The 16585-nt window shown below is 73.0% G+C and carries 18 protein-coding genes; 5 read left to right on the top strand and 13 right to left on the bottom strand.

Annotated elements, in window-relative coordinates:
• Positions 1-107: 107 nt before the first annotated feature.
• Complete coding sequence (locus AB0H37_RS40965; protein WP_360618043.1) at positions 108-1061, bottom strand: YafY family protein; 954 nt, start codon at positions 1059-1061, stop codon at positions 108-110.
• A 61-nt stretch (positions 1062-1122) separates the two neighbouring features.
• Here AB0H37_RS40965 and AB0H37_RS40970 point away from each other — a divergent pair, with 61 nt between their 5' ends.
• Together AB0H37_RS40970 and AB0H37_RS40975 are read left to right on the top strand one after the other, a co-directional pair.
• Positions 1123-1698 (top strand): DinB family protein, encoded by a 576-nt coding sequence (locus AB0H37_RS40970; RefSeq protein WP_360618044.1) that lies wholly within the window; start codon positions 1123-1125, stop codon positions 1696-1698.
• Position 1699: 1 nt separating this feature from the next.
• Positions 1700-2137 carry a VOC family protein gene (locus AB0H37_RS40975; protein WP_329094494.1) on the top strand — a complete coding sequence of 146 codons (438 nt, stop codon included), beginning with the start codon at positions 1700-1702 and terminating at the stop codon, positions 2135-2137.
• Between the two features lie 120 nt (positions 2138-2257).
• Here AB0H37_RS40975 and AB0H37_RS40980 read toward each other — a convergent pair whose 3' ends face one another.
• Positions 2258-2821 carry a helix-turn-helix domain-containing protein gene (locus AB0H37_RS40980; protein WP_360618045.1) on the bottom strand — a complete coding sequence of 188 codons (564 nt, stop codon included), beginning with the start codon at positions 2819-2821 and terminating at the stop codon, positions 2258-2260.
• A 117-nt stretch (positions 2822-2938) separates the two neighbouring features.
• Between AB0H37_RS40980 and AB0H37_RS40985 the strand changes: the two genes are divergently transcribed.
• Positions 2939-3853 carry an SDR family oxidoreductase gene (locus tag AB0H37_RS40985; RefSeq protein WP_360618046.1) on the top strand — a complete coding sequence of 305 codons (915 nt, stop codon included), beginning with the start codon at positions 2939-2941 and terminating at the stop codon, positions 3851-3853.
• Positions 3854-3874: 21 nt separating this feature from the next.
• On the opposite strand, the gene AB0H37_RS40990 is transcribed toward AB0H37_RS40985, so the two are convergent.
• Positions 3875-4750 (bottom strand): alpha/beta hydrolase, encoded by an 876-nt coding sequence (locus AB0H37_RS40990; RefSeq protein WP_329094492.1) that lies wholly within the window; start codon positions 4748-4750, stop codon positions 3875-3877.
• A gap of 77 nt (positions 4751-4827) precedes the next feature.
• Here AB0H37_RS40990 and AB0H37_RS40995 point away from each other — a divergent pair, with 77 nt between their 5' ends.
• Entirely contained in the window at positions 4828-5529 is a 702-nt protein-coding gene (locus AB0H37_RS40995; protein ID WP_218935656.1) for a glycerophosphodiester phosphodiesterase family protein, read from the top strand.
• 33 nt (positions 5530-5562) lie between these two features.
• Here the strand turns inward: AB0H37_RS40995 and AB0H37_RS41000 are convergent, their stop codons facing one another.
• The 8 genes from AB0H37_RS41000 to ligD (AB0H37_RS41035) all read right to left on the bottom strand — a co-directional run bounded on the left by AB0H37_RS41000 (position 5563) and on the right by ligD (AB0H37_RS41035) (position 12763).
• Positions 5563-7017 (bottom strand): DEAD/DEAH box helicase, encoded by a 1455-nt coding sequence (locus tag AB0H37_RS41000; protein WP_329094491.1) that lies wholly within the window; start codon positions 7015-7017, stop codon positions 5563-5565.
• Positions 7018-7514: 497 nt separating this feature from the next.
• Positions 7515-7802: a GlsB/YeaQ/YmgE family stress response membrane protein gene (locus AB0H37_RS41005; RefSeq protein ID WP_179832993.1), complete on the bottom strand. Its 288-nt coding sequence runs from the start codon at positions 7800-7802 to the stop codon at positions 7515-7517.
• A 163-nt stretch (positions 7803-7965) separates the two neighbouring features.
• Positions 7966-8199, bottom strand: a complete 234-nt coding sequence (locus AB0H37_RS41010; protein ID WP_179832994.1) for a DUF3107 domain-containing protein — start codon at positions 8197-8199, stop codon at positions 7966-7968.
• A gap of 187 nt (positions 8200-8386) precedes the next feature.
• Entirely contained in the window at positions 8387-9016 is a 630-nt protein-coding gene (locus AB0H37_RS41015; RefSeq protein ID WP_179832995.1) for a TetR/AcrR family transcriptional regulator, read from the bottom strand.
• 231 nt (positions 9017-9247) lie between these two features.
• On the bottom strand, positions 9248-9439 hold the full coding sequence (locus AB0H37_RS41020; RefSeq protein WP_179832996.1) for a hypothetical protein: 192 nt from the start codon (positions 9437-9439) through the stop codon (positions 9248-9250).
• Between the two features lie 19 nt (positions 9440-9458).
• On the bottom strand, positions 9459-10784 hold the full coding sequence (locus AB0H37_RS41025) for an NAD(P)/FAD-dependent oxidoreductase (RefSeq protein ID WP_360618049.1): 1326 nt from the start codon (positions 10782-10784) through the stop codon (positions 9459-9461).
• Positions 10785-10890: 106 nt separating this feature from the next.
• On the bottom strand, positions 10891-11799 hold the full coding sequence (gene ligD, locus AB0H37_RS41030; protein WP_360618050.1) for a non-homologous end-joining DNA ligase: 909 nt from the start codon (positions 11797-11799) through the stop codon (positions 10891-10893).
• Positions 11789-12763 (bottom strand): non-homologous end-joining DNA ligase, encoded by a 975-nt coding sequence (gene ligD, locus AB0H37_RS41035; RefSeq protein WP_329094488.1) that lies wholly within the window; start codon positions 12761-12763, stop codon positions 11789-11791. Before ligD (AB0H37_RS41035) ends, ligD (AB0H37_RS41030) begins: the two co-directional genes overlap by 11 nt.
• Before the next feature lie 113 nt (positions 12764-12876).
• Here ligD (AB0H37_RS41035) and AB0H37_RS41040 point away from each other — a divergent pair, with 113 nt between their 5' ends.
• Positions 12877-13782, top strand: coding sequence for a Ku protein (locus AB0H37_RS41040; RefSeq protein ID WP_329094487.1), 906 nt, complete (start codon positions 12877-12879; stop codon positions 13780-13782).
• A gap of 21 nt (positions 13783-13803) precedes the next feature.
• On the opposite strand, the gene AB0H37_RS41045 is transcribed toward AB0H37_RS41040, so the two are convergent.
• Positions 13804-14106 (bottom strand): hypothetical protein, encoded by a 303-nt coding sequence (locus tag AB0H37_RS41045; protein ID WP_179833000.1) that lies wholly within the window; start codon positions 14104-14106, stop codon positions 13804-13806.
• 191 nt (positions 14107-14297) lie between these two features.
• Positions 14298-16460, bottom strand: coding sequence for an MMPL family transporter (locus tag AB0H37_RS41050; protein ID WP_179833001.1), 2163 nt, complete (start codon positions 16458-16460; stop codon positions 14298-14300).
• Positions 16461-16585 lie beyond the last annotated feature (125 nt).

Below are 16585 nucleotides of genomic sequence, written 5' to 3' on the forward strand. Positions count from 1 at the left end.
AGGCGAGCGGAGCCGGGCAGATCGCGAAGCGATGCCGCGTTCGCCCAGGTCCGGTCACGTAGCGAGCCGCCAGGCGAGCGAAGTGGGCCGGGACTTTGAAACACAGCCTAGCCGGCCAGCGCGGCCAGGCGGCGGGCGAGGCGGGCGGCGGCCTCCCGCAGCGCGGCGGGCTCCAGCACCTCCATCTCGAAGCCCAGCCGGGCCACGTGCACGGCGAGCGCGTCCAGGTCCGCGCCGCCGACGACGAGCACGCACCAGCCGTCGTGATCGTCCTCGACCCGTCCCACCTGGGGCGGGACCAGTGCGCGCACCTCGTCGGGCCCGGCGTGGACGCGTATCCGCGCGAGATGCCGGTACGGCGCCTCGGTCACGGCCCGCTGCACGTAGGCGACCGGGTCCGGATGCTCCCGCGGGCGGAACCGCCAGGTCGTCGCCACCGCCTCGCGCATCCGGTCCAGGCGGAAGGTGCGCCAGCCGTCGCGGTCGGCGTCCCACGCCATCAGGTACCAGCGGCGTCCCGTGGCGACCATCCGCACCGGCTCGACCGTGCGCTCGCGGTCCCCGCCGTCCCGCCCCGGGTAGCGGAACCGCACCCGCACCGCGTCGCGGCAGGCCCGCGCGAGCGTCACCAGCAGCTCCGCGTCGATCTGGACCCCCGGGCCGACGAGGGTGTCGGTGGCGCCGTGCACCGCCCGCACCTCGGCGCGCAGCCGGGGCGGCATCACCTGGTCGAGCTTCGCCAGCGCCCGCAGGGCCGCATCGCCCGCCCCGGCGACCGTCCCGCCGGAGGCCATCCGCAGGGACACCGCCGTCGCGATCGCCTCCTCGTCGTCCAGGAGCAGCGGCGGGAGCCGGGTCCCCGCGCCCAGCCGGTAGCCGCCGCCCACGCCCGCCGTCGCGTGCACCGGGTACCCGAGCGCGCGCAGCCGCTCCACGTCGCGCCGCACCGAGCGGTCGGTGACGCCCAGTTCGGCGGCGAGGTCGGCGGCGGTCCAGGACGGCCGCCGCTGCAGCAGTCCCAGCAACCGCAGCACCCGCTCGGTCGTCGCCTCGACGCTCACGCGTCCATCGTCCCACGAAACGCGGAACGTACCTGTCCGGTATTCCGGTGACACTGGCCCCATGACCCAGACGTGGAACCCACTGCTCAGGGACCAGATCGCCTGGCATTGGGACAACCAGCTTCGGCCCCGCATCAGCGGGCTCGCCGACGACGAGTACTTCTGGGAGCCGGTGCCCGGCTGCTGGAGCGTTCGCCCGCGAGGCCCCGGCGCCGGCCCAGCGCCCGTGCGCGCCGGCTCCGGCGCGATGACCATCGACTTCGCAATGCCGCAGCCCGACCCGGCCCCGTTCACCACGATCGCCTGGCGGCTGGCGCACGTGATCGTCGGCGTGCTCGCGGTGCGCAGCGCCGCGCACTTCGGGCGCCCGCCCACCGACTACCGGGCGTTCGAGTACGCCGCGACCGCGGACGAGGCGCTGGCGCAGCTCGACGCCGAGTACGCGACCTGGCTGGCCGGGGTCGATTCCCTCGGCGAGTCCGGCCTCGCCCGCCCCTGCGGGGAGGCCGAGGGACCGTACGGCGAGCGTCCTCTGGCAGCGTTGGTCCTGCACATCAACCGGGAGCTGATCCACCACCTGTCCGAGGTGTGCCTGCTCCGCGACCTCTACCTGCACACTCATCGGGAGGCGAGCTGACATGGCCCGCGACGTTCAGATCACCTTCGACTGCGCCGACCCGGCCGCGCTCGCGGCCTTCTGGGGTGAGGCCCTCGGCTACCGGCTGCAGGACCCGCCCGGCGGCTTCGCGTCGTGGGACGAGGCCCTGGAGGCGATGGGCGTCCCGCCGGAGAACCGGAACGACGCCTCGGCGGTGGTCGACCCCGGCGGATCAGGCCCCCGGCTGTTCTTCCAGCGCGTCCCGGAGGGCAAGCAGGCCAAGAACCGCGTCCACCTCGACGTGCGGGCCGCCCCCGGTCTCGACGGCGACGAGCGGATGGCGGCCCTGGAGGCCGAGGCCGAGCGCCTCGTCTCCCGCGGCGCCACCCGTCTCCAGCGCCACGAGCCGGAGCCCCCGCTCGGCGCCGGCCACATCGTGATGGCCGACCCCGAAGGCAACGAGTTCTGCCTCGACTGACCTCGGACGACGTGCTTCCGGCCGCGAACGAGGGTTGCCCGGCGGGGTCGTCACCCGGCTCACCGGCTTCTCTCCGTCGACGGCGGCCCGGACCTCATCTGACGGCTGGGGGAGCGCCGGTCACCTGCCCGCGGTGACGGCCTTGAGTTCGTCCAGGGATTCTCGGATGTGGTGGGGGAGGCCTTGGAGGCCGTCGCGGAGCCAGCGTTCGAAGGCGACCTTGAAGACGGCGATCCCCGCCTCGGCGCTGAGGGCGGCGGCCGGGTCGGGGACGCCGCGGCGTCGCAGGGCCTCGGCGAGCGTCGTGGCCAGGGTGGCGAGTTTGATCAGCTCGCGTTCGCGCAGTTCCGCGTTCGCGTCGATGACGGCCTGGCGGCGGCGGGCGTGGGCGTGGCGTCCCTCGAAGACGGCGCCGACGGCCTCCAGGGCCCTGGCCGTCGCGTCGAGCGGCACCGCGGTCGCCGGGGCGTCGGCGACGGCGCTCGTGAGCAGGTCCTGGAGCAGCGCGGAGCCTCCGAACAGGACCTCGCGCTTGTCGGCGAAGTGGCGGAAGAACGTGCGCTCGGTGAGGCCCGCCCGGCGGGCGATCTCCGCGACCGTGGTCCTGTCGTAACCGTGCTCGCCGTAGAGGGCGAGTGCCGCCTCTTCGAGCCGGCCGCGTGCGTTCGGCTCCCATCGCCCCATGCCCGGAATCCTAGTCGATGACAGTCACTGACATGGCGTGTGTATGCTGACGACAGTGACTGACATCGCTCGCGCCCGCCCGGCATGACCGTGGCCGGCGGATCATCGGAGGTTTCCATGCACGTCTTCGTCACCGGGGCGTCCGGCTGGATCGGCTCGGCGCTCGTTCCCGAACTCGTCGCGGCGGGGCACCGCGTCACCGGGCTCGCCCGCTCGGACGCCTCGGCCGCCGCCCTCACCGCGGCCGGCGCCGGGGTGCGCCGCGGCACCCTGGACGACCTCGGCGTCCTCGGCGACGCCGCCGCGGCCTCGGACGGCGTCGTCCACCTGGCGTTCAAGCACGACATCGCGTTCTCGGGCGGATTCCAGGACGCCGCCGACGCGGACCGGCGCGCCGTCGAGGCGTTCGGTGACGCGCTCGCGGGCTCCGACCGGCCGTTCGTCCTCGCCTCCGGCCTGCTCGGCCTCGCGCCGGGACGGGTGGCGACCGAACGGGACGGGGCGGACCCGTCCCTGGAGGCCGGGTTTGGGACGCGGCAGGGCACCGCCCGGCTGGCGCTCTCGCTCGCCTCGCGCGGGGTGCGGTCGTCCGTCGTCCGGCTGCCCCCGACCGTGCACGGAGAAGGAGACAAGGGCTTCATCGCGACCCTGGTCGGCGTCGCCCGTGACCAGGGCGTCTCCGGCTATGTCGGGGACGGGTCCCAGCGCTGGCCCGCCGGGCACGTGCTCGACGCCGCGCGCCTGTTCCGGCTCGCGCTGGAGCAGGCGCCGGCGGGCACGGTGCTGCACGCGAACGCCGAGGAAGGGGTACCGCTCCGCGCCGTGGCCGAGGTGATCGGCCGCCGTCTCGGCGTGGCGACGGCCTCGGTCGATCCGGGGGACGCCGCCGGGCACTTCGGCTGGCTGGCCGGGCCCGCCGGCACCGACGCCCCGGCGTCGAGCGCGCTGACCAGGGAACTGCTGGGCTGGCGGCCGACCCGACCCGGGCTCATCGACGACCTGGAGGAGGGCCACTACTTCAAGGCCGCCTGACCGGGCGCCGACCGCCCGGCGCTATTTGAGGGTGCGCTCGGTGTCGGCCCAGAGGGCGAGGAGGGCGGCGGCGGTGGTCTCGGGGGCGTCCCAGGCGGGGGAGTGGGCGGCGCCGGGGATGACGACCTTGGGTGCGTTGAGGCGTTCGGCCATGGCGGCCTGGGCGCGGGGGTCCCAGGCGTCGTCGTCCTCGCCGTAGAGGACCAGGACGCGCAGGGCGGTGTCGGCGCAGTGCTTGGCCAGCTCGTCGACGCGGTCGGGGGCGGTGAGGATCTCGTTGGCCATGAAGGCCAGCCCCTTCTCGGAGTTGCCGAGCGTGCGTGCCTTGAGGAAGGCGACGATCTCGCGCTGGACGCCCCGTCCCAGGTAGTCGGGTTCGAGGCTGAGCTCCCAGATCTGCGCCATGCCGAGTTCGGGGATGGCGTCGCGCAGGGCGCGGGCCTTGGCGGCTGCCGGACCGGAGACGGCGGCCGGGCCCGAGCTCATCAACGTGAAGGACGCGGGACGGGCCCCGGCGAGGACGGCCTCGCGGCACACCAGGCCGCCGAACGAGTGGCCGACCAGGTGGACGGGGCCGGGGCCCAGCGCCGGCAGGAGGGCGGCGACGTCGGCGCCGAGGGCCGCGCGGGTGTAGGCGCTCTCGTCGTCCGGGCCGATGGACTCGTACTGGCCCCGCATGTCGATCGCGACGACGCGGCGCCCGGACGCGGCCAGGGTCTCCAGGACGGCGAGGAAGTCCTCCTTGCTGCCGGTGAGACCGGGGACGAGGAGGGCGGGACAGCGGTCGGGCACGCCCGATCCCGGAAGGGCCTCCAGCGCGGCGAACGGGCCGCGGGAGGTCTCGACGGTCGTCCGGCGAACACCGGGGGGCAGACTCACGAACCGGGGCGTACTCACGGTGGAAACCTTAGTCAATGGGAGCCTGCGGGCTTCGGTAAGAAATCTTCGGTGGTAGCGTCGCCAGCGTGGTCGCCATGCCTGCCATCTCCGCCCACCGTCGCGACGAAGCGGGCCTCACGGGCCTCGGCGACGCCGTCGCGTCCGGCGCCGAGTACGTGGAGATCGACATCCGGCGGACCGGGGACGGCCGGCTCGTCGTCCACCACGATCCCGAGATCGCCGGGCTCCGGCTGAACCGGCTCCCCTACGAGCGGATCCAGGAGCTCGCGGTACGGCCCGTCCCGCTGGCCGGCGACGCCATGAAGGTGATCGCGGGCCGGGCACAGGGGCATCTGGACCTCAAGGAGCGCGGCTGCGAGCACGAGACCGTGGCGCTGGCGGTCGAGGCGTTCGGCACCGGGAACTTCGTGGTGACGACCAGCGAGATCACGTCCCTCGTGGAGATCAAGAAGAGCTTCCCGGGGGTGCGGACGGCCCTGTCGGTCGGCCGCAACCTGTGGGAGCGGGGCGCCGCGCACGACTTCGCGCCGCTGCGGCTGATCCGGCGGGCGGGCGCCGACATGGTCGCCCTCAACCACCGGCTCGCCCGCGTCGGCGTGCTGCGCCAGTGCGGGCGCGCCGGGATCCCCGCCATGATCTGGACGGTCAACGCCGAGCCCGTCATGCACCGCTTCCTGCGCGACCCGCGCGTCGCCGTCCTCGTGACCGACCATCCGGGCCTCGCCCTCAGGTTGCGCGAGGGTGGAGGCCCGGACGGAACGCGACCGCGGGACTGACACGAGTCTCGCGGTCGGGTGTTCCGCCGCCGATCAGGCGGTCTGCGACGCCTCCGCGGTGCCGCCCGCGGTCGCGGCCGGCTTGCCGGCGCGGGTGCGGCGGCGGGGCCTGCTGCGCTTGCGCTCGGTGGCGACCGCGTCGACGACGTTGTCGTCCGCGGCCGTCTCGGCCTCCGCCGCGGCGGCCTCGACCGGCTGGCCCGCCCGCGTGCGCGTCCGGTCGCGCTTGCGGCGGCGCGGCCGGGGACGCTCGCGCTCCTGCTCCCGGTCGCGGTTCTGGTCGCGGCCGCGGTCGTGGCTGCGGACCTTGCCCGTCTCGCCGATGTCCTCCAGTTCCTCGGCGTCCAGCCCGGCGCGGCCGTTGCGCATGTCGGTGGGCAGCGTCCCCTTCGTGCCCGCGGGGATGCCGAGCGTCTCGAAGAAGTGCGGGGACGTGGAGTAGGTCTCCTCCGGGGCGGCGAACGGCAGATCGAGCGTGCCGTTGATCAGCTTCCACCGGCTGAGGTCGGACCAGTCGACGAGCGTGACGGCGACGCCCTCCTTGCCCGCGCGGCCGGTCCGGCCGATGCGGTGCACGTAGGTGTCGGCGCTGTCGGGGCACTCGTAGTTCACGACGTGGGTGACGTCGTCGACGTCGAGGCCGCGGGCCGCCACGTCGGTGGCCACCAGCACGCCGATCTTGCCGTTGCGGAACGCGCGCAGCGCCCGCTCGCGCTGGCTCTGCCCGAGGTCGCCGTGCACGGCGGCGGCGTCGAAGCCGCGCTGTGCGAGGTCGGCGGCCACGCGGTCGCACGCCCGCTTCGTCTGGCAGAAGACCATGGTCAGACCACGGCCCTCGGCCTGCAGCAGGCGGGCCAGCATCTCCGGCTTGTCCATCTGGTGGGCCTGGAAGACGTGCTGGACGACCTGCGGCGTCGCGTCCGACTCGGTGTGCGACTCGGCCCGGACGTTGGTCGGGCGGGTCAGGTACCGGCGCGACAGCGCGGCGATCTCGCCCGGCATCGTCGCCGAGAACAGCATGGTCTGCCGCCGCGCCGGGATCCGGTCGATGATCCGCTCGATGTCCGGCAGGAAGCCGAGGTCGAGCATGCGGTCCGCCTCGTCCAGCACCAGCACCTCGACCTTGGACAGGTCGAGGTACTTCTGCTTGATGAGGTCGAGGAGCCTGCCCGGGGTGCCGACGACGACGTCGACGCCCTCGCGCAGCGCCTCGATCTGCGGTTCGTAGGCGCGACCGCCGTACACCGACAGGACGCGGCTGCCGAGCTTGCCGCCGGCGACGAGAAGGTCGTCGGTGACCTGGAGGGCCAGTTCGCGGGTCGGCGCGACGACGAGCGCGCGCGGCTCGCGGCCGCCGTGCTCGATGCGCTGCAGCAGCGCGGCGCCGAACGCGAGGGTCTTGCCGGTGCCCGTGCGGGCCTGGCCGATGATGTCGTGGCCGCCCAGCGCGATCGGCAGGGCGAGCTCTTGGATGGGGAACGCGTCCACGATGCCTTCGGCTTCGAGGGCGTCTGCTATCTCGGGTACGACCCCGAGTTCACGAAAGGTAGTCAGGGCTTTCAGCCTCCAATATGCGGGGTCTCCGCTCCCGGGTGCGGCGCGGCTCGCCGGCGGGACACCGCCGAACCGGCGTGTCCGCCGTTCCTGTGGCCGCGCGCTCGCGCGGGAGGGACCAGCCGTTGCACAAATCTGTCGGCGACCGCAGTCAGGGGTTGAGAGCAGTCACTCACTGTGGCTGCGTGCGGTCACACTCCGCGACGCAGTGTACCGACCGTTGATTGCCTACACCAATAGCCGGTCACTCGGCCCAACGTTTCCATGGTTTCATCTATTCCGTCCCCGGCCCGCCAGGCGTTACGCGCCCGGCGCGGCGAGGCCTCCTGACCCGGTCTGTAGCGGGGCGGGACGGCCACATCCGGACACTTCGCGACGGCGCAGGCCCCCGCCGTGGAAGGCGGGGGCCTGCTCCGGGGTGGTGCCGGGGGTCAGTAGCTCCGGCGGCGGGTCCGCGAGCCGTGGCCGCGGCCGCGACCGCGCGTGTTCATCGTGGTGAGCGCGGCCACGCCCAGCGCGGCGATCACCACCGCGAAGACGAAGGCGACGAGCATCCCCGCCCCGAGGGCGTCAGCGACGACACCGCCGAGGATCGCGCCGGCGATTCCGACGAGGACCGTGAGCAGGATGCCGATCGGGTTGCGGCCCGGCACGACCAGCCGCGCGAGTGCACCGATGACGGCACCGACGACGATGAACCAAAGGATCGTGGTGAGCATGTCGATCAACCATTCCTTTCGTGGGCCGGTCGCCCGAGGTCGGTCATCGATATGCCCCGCCTGCCGGGTTGAAACAAAATCCAGGTCAAGGCGCGTGGGGAGAGGGTAAAGCCGCAGGTACGCGGCATGATGCAGGTGGATCGCGCCTGCGCAGGCGCGCGGCTCAGGTGTACTGCGTGCCGAAGCCCACGCTGCGCTGCTCGTCCTCGGCGATCTCCAGGTAGCCGACGCGGGCCGCGGGGATGACGACCCGGCCGGCGCGGCGGTCCTTCAGCACCAGCACGCCCTGCGGGTCGGCGAGCGCCGCCCCGAGCGCGTCCTGGACGTCGTCGGCCGTCTGGTCGGTGTCGACCACCAGCTCCTTGGCCACGTTCTGGACCCCGATGCGAACCTGCACGCGATGCCTCCCGTCGTCGGGTGCGTCCCGCCGACCGCCGGCGGGCCCGGCTCCGATGGTCGCATGGAGATCGCCGGGACGCGCCGCCATCCGGTTGTGCCCAGGGTGAACGTCCCCCGGCCGCGGGACGGACGGGCACAGGCCCCGTCACCGGCCGCCGGGGCGTCGGCCGGGATCACTCGCGGCGTCAGCCCTGGTCGTTGGTGCGGGGGAAGCCGGAGATGCCGCGCCAGGCCAGCCGGGCGATGATCTTCTCGGCGGTGTCCTTGGGGATCGCCCGGTGCTGGGAGAGCCAGAAGCGGGCGCTGACCTCGGCCATGCCGACCAGGCCCATGCCGAGCAGGTGCGCCTCCTCGGCGGGGGCGTTGGTGTCCTCGGCGATCACCTGCGCGATCATCTCGGCGCACTGCTGGTTGGCGCGGTCGACGCGGGCCCGGACGGGCGCGACGTTGCGCAGGTCGGACTCGAAGACCAGGCGGTAGGCCTCGCCGTCGCCCGCCACGAAGTCGTAGAAGGCCTGCATGCTCGCCTGCACGCGCAGCTTGTTGTCCGTGGTGGACTCCAGCGCCTCGCGGACGATCTTCACCAGGGCCTCGGCGTGCTCGTCCAGCAGCGCCAGGTACAGCTCCAGCTTGCCCGGGAAGTGCTGGTAGAGCACGGGCTTGCTGACGCCCGCGCGCTCGGCGATCTCGTCCATCGCCGCGGCGTGGTACCCCTGCGCGACGAACACCTCCTGGGCCGCGCCGAGCAACTGCTTGCGGCGCGCCAGTCGCGGCAGTCTCGTGCCACGGGGGCGGGCGTCCGGGGTCGCGGTCACCACACTCTCCGATCACCGAATCGTGGGGACGGATGGGGGTCGTCCGTCACCGGGAAACAATCTCATCATCCTACGCGCGAGTAACTCCGTTGGTCACGGGCACCGCCCGCCGTCGTTCCTTCGCGCAGGTCAGTGTATTCCCGCCGGAACCGGGAGCGGTCCGCCCCGATCTTTCTGTCAGCCTTCCTTCCTGTGCCGGGCGCCAACATCCTGGTCACCGGTGGACGCGGGTCACCGGTAGTCGTCCTCGTCCAGCCGGACCTCCCGCCGCTGCTCGGCCGCGTCGGCCTCGTTCGCGTCCTCCGGAATGGGGCCGCGCTCGACGCGCTCCTCCTCCTCGTCGAGGGCGGCACGCTGCTCCGCCGCGTCGGCCTCGTTGGCGTCGTCGGGCGCGGGCTGTTCCAGGTCGTCGGTCTCGCTCATCAGGGATCCTCCTCCAGGTTCACAGCCGTCCGGCCAGCTCCCGCAGCGGCGCCTCGACGGACTCGCCGTGGGTCGGGAACGCGTGGACGACGTCGGCGAGCAGGCTCAACGGCGTCTCCGCGCGGATGGCCAGCGCGATCTCGCTCATCCACTCGTCGGCGTGGAGTCCGGCGGCGGCGGCGCCGACCAGCAGCCCGCGGGTGGGGTCGGCGTACAGCTCCACCCGGCCCCGCTCGTCGGCCTCGACCGCCGCCCGGGCCGTCGCGGCGAGGTCGTACCCGGCGGTGAGGAGGTCTATGCCGAGTTCCTCCGCCTGCCTGGGGGAGATGCCCACCGAGTAGACGGTGGGCGTCGTGTAGACGACGCGCGGGATGGCGCGGTAGTCGGCCTCGCGCCGGTGCCCGAGCAGGTTCGACAGCGCGACCTGCGCCTGGTAGCGGGCGGCGTGCGCGGTGCGGGCGACGCCGGTGACGTCGCCGGCCGCCCACACGCCGCCCGCGGCGCCCGGCACCCGGCACGTCTCGTCCACGGGGATTCCCTGGCCGGGGACGACGTCGATGCCGAGGTGCTCCAGCCCGAGGCCCTCCACGCGCGGGCGGCGCCCGGCGGCGACGAGGACGCGGTCGGCGTCGAGGGTCCCGCCGTCGGTCAGCCACAGCCGCAGGCCGACGTCCTTGCGCTCGGCGTCGGCGACGGCGGCGCCGAGCCGCAGGTCGACGCCCATCCGGCGCAGGGCGTCGGCGAGCACCTCCCCGGCGAACGGGGCCTCCGCGTCCAGCAGCCGCCCGGACGCCTCGACGACCGCGACCTGCGAGCCGAACGCCGCGTACACCTGCGCCAGCTCGCAGCCGACCGGGCCGCCGCCGAGGATCACCAGCCGGCGCGGCAGGTCGGGGACCGACAGGGCCTCGGCGCTCGTCCACAGCGGCACGTCGGCCAGCCCCTCGACGGGCGGGATGACCGGCTCGCTGCCGGTGCAGACGACGAGGTCGCCGAAGCCGTGCACGGCGCCGTCCACCTCGATCCGGCCGTGGTCGAGGATCTGCCCCCGGCCCCGCAGGACGGTCACGCCGTCCTCGGCCATCCGTGCGACGGCGGGGTCGTCGCCCCGGTTCCCGGCCAGCCCGTCGCGGCGGGCGAGGGCCATCTCCCAGGTCTCGCCGCGGCGCGCCGACATCAGCAGCGACTTGGACGGGACGCACGCGAAGTAGGGCGACTCCCCGCCGACGAGACGGTTCTCGACGAGCGCGACGTCCCGTCCCGCGCGGGCGAGGCCGGTCGCGACCAGCTCCCCCGCGGTCCCCCCGCCCAGCACCACGGCGTCGTAGTGATGGTTGTGCGACAACGGTTCTTCCTTCCACCCGTGGTGTCCCCACGCACCATGGTGACGGAACGCGGTCCCGGAGAGTGCCGATTCGAACACATAGGGCACCCGGGATCGCCGAAGTCGCTCAGGGCAGCGGCCGGTGGTCCTTCAGAAGCGGTTCCAGGAGGTCACCGTGCTCGTCCACCCGGGCGAGGACGTCCTCGGGGCCGAAGACGAGATCGGCGGGGTCCCCGCACGCCTCCAGCTCGTCCCAGGTGATCGGCGTCGACACCGACGGGCGGCTCGCGGCGCGCAGCGAGTAGGGCGCGACGGTCGTCTTGGCCGGGTTGTTCTGGCTCCAGTCGACGAACACCTTGTCCTTGCGCAGCCGCCGCTCCATCTTCGCGACGACCAGCTTCGGGTTCTCGTCGGCCAGGCGCTGCGCGGCGGCCTTGGCGTACTCGGACGTCCGCTCGGCCTCCTTCGGCTCCTCGATCGGGACGTAGAGGTGCAGGCCCTTCTTGCCGCTCGTCTTCGGGTAGGACTCCAGGCCGTCCTCGGCGAGCACGTCGCGCAGCAGGGCGGCGACCTCGCACGCCTCCACGATCGTGGCGGGCGGGCCCGGGTCCAGGTCGAAGACGACCAGGTCGGGATTGTGCACCTTGCCGCGCGGCCCCACCTTCCACTGCGGGATGTGCAGTTCCAGCGCGGCGAGGTTCGCGCACCACACGAGCGTGGGCAGGTCGTCGACGACGACGAAGTCGAGGGTGTCGCGGCCCTTGGAGCTGCCGGGGGTGGGGATCGTCGCCGTCCGGACCCAGTCCGGGGTGTGGGAGGGGGCGTTCTTCTCGAAGAACTTGCCGCCGTCGACGCCGTCCGGCCAGCGGATGCGGGTCGCGGCGCGGTCGTGCAGGTGGGGGAGCATGACCGGGGCGATGCGGGCGTAGTAGTCGATGACCTCGCCCTTGGTGAACTCCGGGTACATGCCCTTGTCGAGATTGGAGAGGGAGAGCTGACGGCCGTCCACCTCGACGGCGGTCCTCTTACTGCTCACTCGTGACCTCCAGGGGGTCCTTGTCGTCGCGCAGGCCCCGCCAGGACGGGAAGCGGAGGCGGCCGTCCCTGGTCCGGGCGCTGTAGGCGACCTCCCCGACGAGCCGGGGCTCAACCCATTGGGCGTCGCGGGCGAACTCGCGCGGAACGGGCTCGTCGTAGGGGCTCGTCGGACGGCGCAGCGGCCACAGCGTCTCGTACAGCTCGTCCAGGACACGGTCGCTGAAGCCCGTGCCGACGTGGCCGACGAAACCCAGCCTGCCCTTCATGTCGTACTCGCCCAGCAGCAGCGAGCCCACGCCGCCTTCGCGCCGGCCCTTTCCAGGCTTCCAGCCGCAGATGACGATCTCGCGCGTCATGAAGTTCTTCACCTTGCGCCAGAAGTCGACGCGGCGCCCCGGGCGGTACGGGGAGTCGAGGCGTTTGGCGAGCAGGCCCTCCATCTGCTGCTCGCGGGTGAAGGCGAGCAGCTCCTCCACCTGGAGCCGGTCGCCGCCGTGCAGGTACGGGGGCACCTCCACGGGGCCGGTGCCGGCGAGGTCCAGCTCCGCCAGCACCGAGCGGCGGTCGGCGTAGGGGACGTCGTACAGGACGTGCCCGTCCAGGAAGAGGACGTCGAAGACCACGTAGCGGACGGGCACCTCGCGGATCAGTCGGGGGTCGGGGCGCTGGACGTGCATCCGGCGCTGGAGGCGTTCGAAGCTGGGGCGTCCCTCCTGGAAGGCGACGACCTCGCCGTCCAGCACGACGTCGTGGTCGGGCAGCAGGTCGGCGAGGGCGGACAGCTCGGGGTAGCGGCTCGTCACCTCGCCGCCACGCCGGCCGACGGCGCGGGCGCCGTCGGCGGAGACGTGCGACAGGACGCGCACGCCGTCCCATTTCAGCTCCAGGCCCCACTTCCCGCCGTCGGAGGGGAGGTCTCCGGTGGAGGCCATCATCGGCTCGACGGGCCACGGCATGGTCATACCGCCGTCTTACCCCGTCCCGCCGCACGGGGAAAGGATCACGACGCCGTTCTGGCGCAAATCGAAGGACGTTGCGACGCTAGGGGCAGGAACGTGCTGGGTAAGGACGGATCATGCGCAGTATCTGGAAGGGCGCGATCTCCTTCGGTCTGGTGACCATACCGGTGAAGCTCTACTCGGCGACCGAGCAGCGGGACGTCGCCTTCCACCAGGTGCACCGGGAGGACGGCGGGCGCATCAAGTACAAGCGGGTGTGCACGATCGACGGCGAGGAGGTGCCCTACTCCGACATCGCCAAGGGCTACGAGCTGCCGAGCGGCGAGATGGTCATCCTCACCGACGAGGACTTCGCCGACCTGCCGCTGTCGTCCAGCCGCCGGATCGACGTCCTGCAGTTCGTGGAGCGCGAGGAGGTCGACCCGATCTACTTCGCGAAGTCCTACTACCTGGAGCCCGACGCGCAGGGCGCCAAGCCGTACGTGCTGCTGCGGGACGCGCTGGAGAGCTCCGGCCAGGTCGCGATCGTCAAGGTGGCGCTGCGCCAGCGCGAGTCGCTCGCGACGCTGCGTGTCAGCGAGGGCGTGTTCGTCCTGGAGACCATGCTGTGGCCGGACGAGGTCCGCACGCCCGACTTCCCCTTCCTGGAGGAGGACATCGAGGTCCGCAAGCAGGAGCTGTCGATGGCGACGTCGCTGATCGAGTCGATGGAGGGGGACTTCGACCCGGGCGAGTACAAGGACGCCTACCGGGAGGCGCTCCAGGCGGTGATCGACGCCAAGGTCGAGGGGCGCGAGGTGGCGCGGCCCGCCGAGGAGGGCGAGGAGGAGCCCGCCGCGGACCTGCTCAGCGCGCTGCGCGCCAGCGTCGAGGCGGCGAAGAAGAGCCGCGGCGAGAAGTCGGGGAAGGCGGCGTCCGGCAAGGGGACGCCGGCGAAGAAGCCCGCCGCGCGCAAGACGGCGTCGTCCAAGTCCGGCGAGAAGAAGGAGCCGGCCAAGAGCCGCGGCCGCAAGTCGGCGTGACCCCGCGGCCGGGCCGGGGCCTCAGTTGTCGCGGCGGGCGGCGAGCACCCGCCCGACGGCGGCGGCAGCGGCGGACGGGTCGGCGCACGGCGCGATCCGCTCGCCCCAGCCGTAGCAGTAGGACCAGCCGTCGCCGGAACGTTCCCGCACCGCGATGACGCTCTCGCCGACCCGCGGCAGGCGCGGGTCGGCGATGTGCGCGGTCGGGCGGCGGTCGGCGGGCGCGGCGACCTCGACCGCCCAGCCGGCGGAGCGCAGGACGTCGGTGAGCCGCTCCAGGTGCGCGAGCGCGGTCTCGGCCTCGGTGATCATCAGCACGGACACGGTGCCTCCAAAGGAACATCCCGGCACGGGAAGGGTTCGGGGATCCGCCGGGCAGGGACCGTCGCGGAATGCGTCACGCGAGGGCGCAGCCGGTGGAATGACGTTCAGTCTTGCGCCGGGTGGAGGAGACCACAAGCGGTTCGGGGGGATTGGTGGCCGGCACTTCGATGTGCCGGCCACCGGGGCGGGGCTCAGCCCACGGGCTCCAGCCGCGCGGGGGGAGCCGCCGGAGCGTCGCCCTCCCGGATCCCGTACCGGCCGTAGAGCCGGGCCAGCGGGCCGGGCGCCCACCAGTTCGCGCGGCCGAGCAGCCGCATCGTGGCGGGCACGAGCAGCGCCCGCACGACCGTCGCGTCCAGCAGGATCGCCACGGCCATCCCGACGCCGGTCATCTTGATGAACGTGATGCCGGACGTCGCGAACGCGCCGATCACGACGATGAACAGCAGCGCCGCGCTGGTGATGATGGCGCCGGTGCGCTGCACGCCGGAGGCGACTGCCGCGGTGTTGGAGCCGGTCAGGTCGTACTGCTCGCGCACCCGCGACAGCAGGAACACCTCGTAGTCCATCGAGATCCCGAACAGCATCGCCAGCATGAGGATCGGCATCGCGGGGGAGATCGCGCCGGTCGCGGTGAAGCCGAGCGGGCCGGACAGGTGGCCGTCCTGGAAGACCAGCACGACCGCGCCGAAGGTGGCCGACAGCGACAGCATGTTCATGACGATCGCCTTCAGCGGCAGCAGCACCGACCCGAACGCCAGGAACAGCAGGACGAACGTGGCGCCGCCGACGAGCAGGGCCAGCCAGGGCAGGGTCGCGCCGATGCTGGCGAGCTGGTCGACCACGTCGGCCGTCTCGCCGCCGACGTAGGCGCGCGCGCCGGGCGGCGGCGGGACGTCCCGGACGTGCTGGACGAGGTCGCGTGCGGCGCCGGAGTTCGGGTCGGCGTCGTAGCGCAGCGCGATCCGGGTCGTCGTCCCGCCGGCGCCGGTCACCGTCGCGTCCGTGACGCCGGGCAGCGCGTCCAGGCGGGCCCCGTAGGCCTGGACGGCGGCCCGGTCGGACGTCCCGGTCACGACGGCCTCGATCGGGCTGGTGGCGTTGCGGGGGAAGCGGGTCTCCAGCGTCTCCGACACCACCCGTGCGTCCGCGCCGTCCGGCAGCGCCCTGGCGTCCACGCCGCCCCAGTTGATGTGCAGCAGCGGCGCGCCGAGCGCGAGGAGCAGCGCCACGGTCGCGACCATGTAGACGACCGGGCGGCGCATCACGCTGCGCGCGACCCGTCCCCACCAGCCGTCGAACCGGCCGCCGGACGCCGCCCTGCGCCGCCGGATCGGCAACGCGTTCACCTTCGGGCCGAGGACGGCCATCAGCGCGGGCAGCACGGTCAGCGCCCCGGCCATGCACACCAGCACGGTGGCGATGCCGCCGTACCCCATGGAGACCAGGAAGTTCTGGTCGAACAGCAGCAGCCCGGACAGCGACACCGCGACCGTGACGCCGGAGACCGCGACGGTGCGCCCGGCCGTGGCCATCGTGGCGGCCAGCGCGTCCTCGGCGGAGGCGCCGTCCCGGCCGATCTCCTCGCGGAACCGGCTGACCATGAACAGCCCGTAGTCGATCGCGAGGCCGAGCCCGAGGAACGTGGTGATGTTGACCGCGAAGATCGACACGTCGGTGACGTAGGACAGCGCGTGCAGCGCGGTGAACGAGCCGAGGACGGCCAGGCCGCCGACCAGCAGCGGCAGGCTCGCCGCGACCAGCCCGCCGAAGATCAGGACCAGCAGCACCAGGAGCACCGGCATGGCCATGCCCTCGGCCCGGCCGATGTCGGACGAGACGCGCTCGTTGATCGCGACCTCGGTGCCGACCGCCCCACCGACCTTCGCGGTGAGACCGCCGCCGACCTCGGTGAGGTCGTCCTGGATCGCCGTGTAGGCGTCCTCCCTGGCTGCCTCGTCGGAGCCGGCGAGCTGCAGGACGGCGTAGGTCGCCTTGCGGTCGTCGCTGACGAACTGCGGCGCGCCGGTCGTCCAGTAGGTGACGGCCTTGGCGACCTTGCCCGGCGGCAGCGCGGCCAGCGCGCGCTCCACCGAAGCCCGGAAGGCCGGGTCGTCGACGGTCGTCCCGCCCTGGTAGAGGACCACGACGTCGGCCGCGCCCCGGCCGAGGTCGCGCTCGGCGATCCGCTCCGCCGTCGCGCTCTGGCTGCCCGGCGTGTCGAAGCCGCCGGAGGAGGTCAGCGCGCCGAAGACGCCCGTGCCCCACACCGCGGCGAACACCAGCGCCGCCCCGGCGGCGGCGAGGACCCACCGCCTGCGCCGGTGGACCCACCTGCCCCATCGATCGAACATGACGCTTCTCCCTCAGCTTCGTTACCTTGAGTAATTTTAGTGAACAGCGTAAACTGAGAACAGCGTTAACTTCGCATACAGCGTTAGCTGTCGTCAAGGGTGTTTTTGAGGAATCATGCGAGGGC

The sequence above is a fragment of the Actinomadura sp. NPDC023710 genome (genome assembly GCF_040639875.1).
GTDB lineage: Bacteria > Actinomycetota > Actinomycetes > Streptosporangiales > Streptosporangiaceae > Spirillospora > Spirillospora citrea.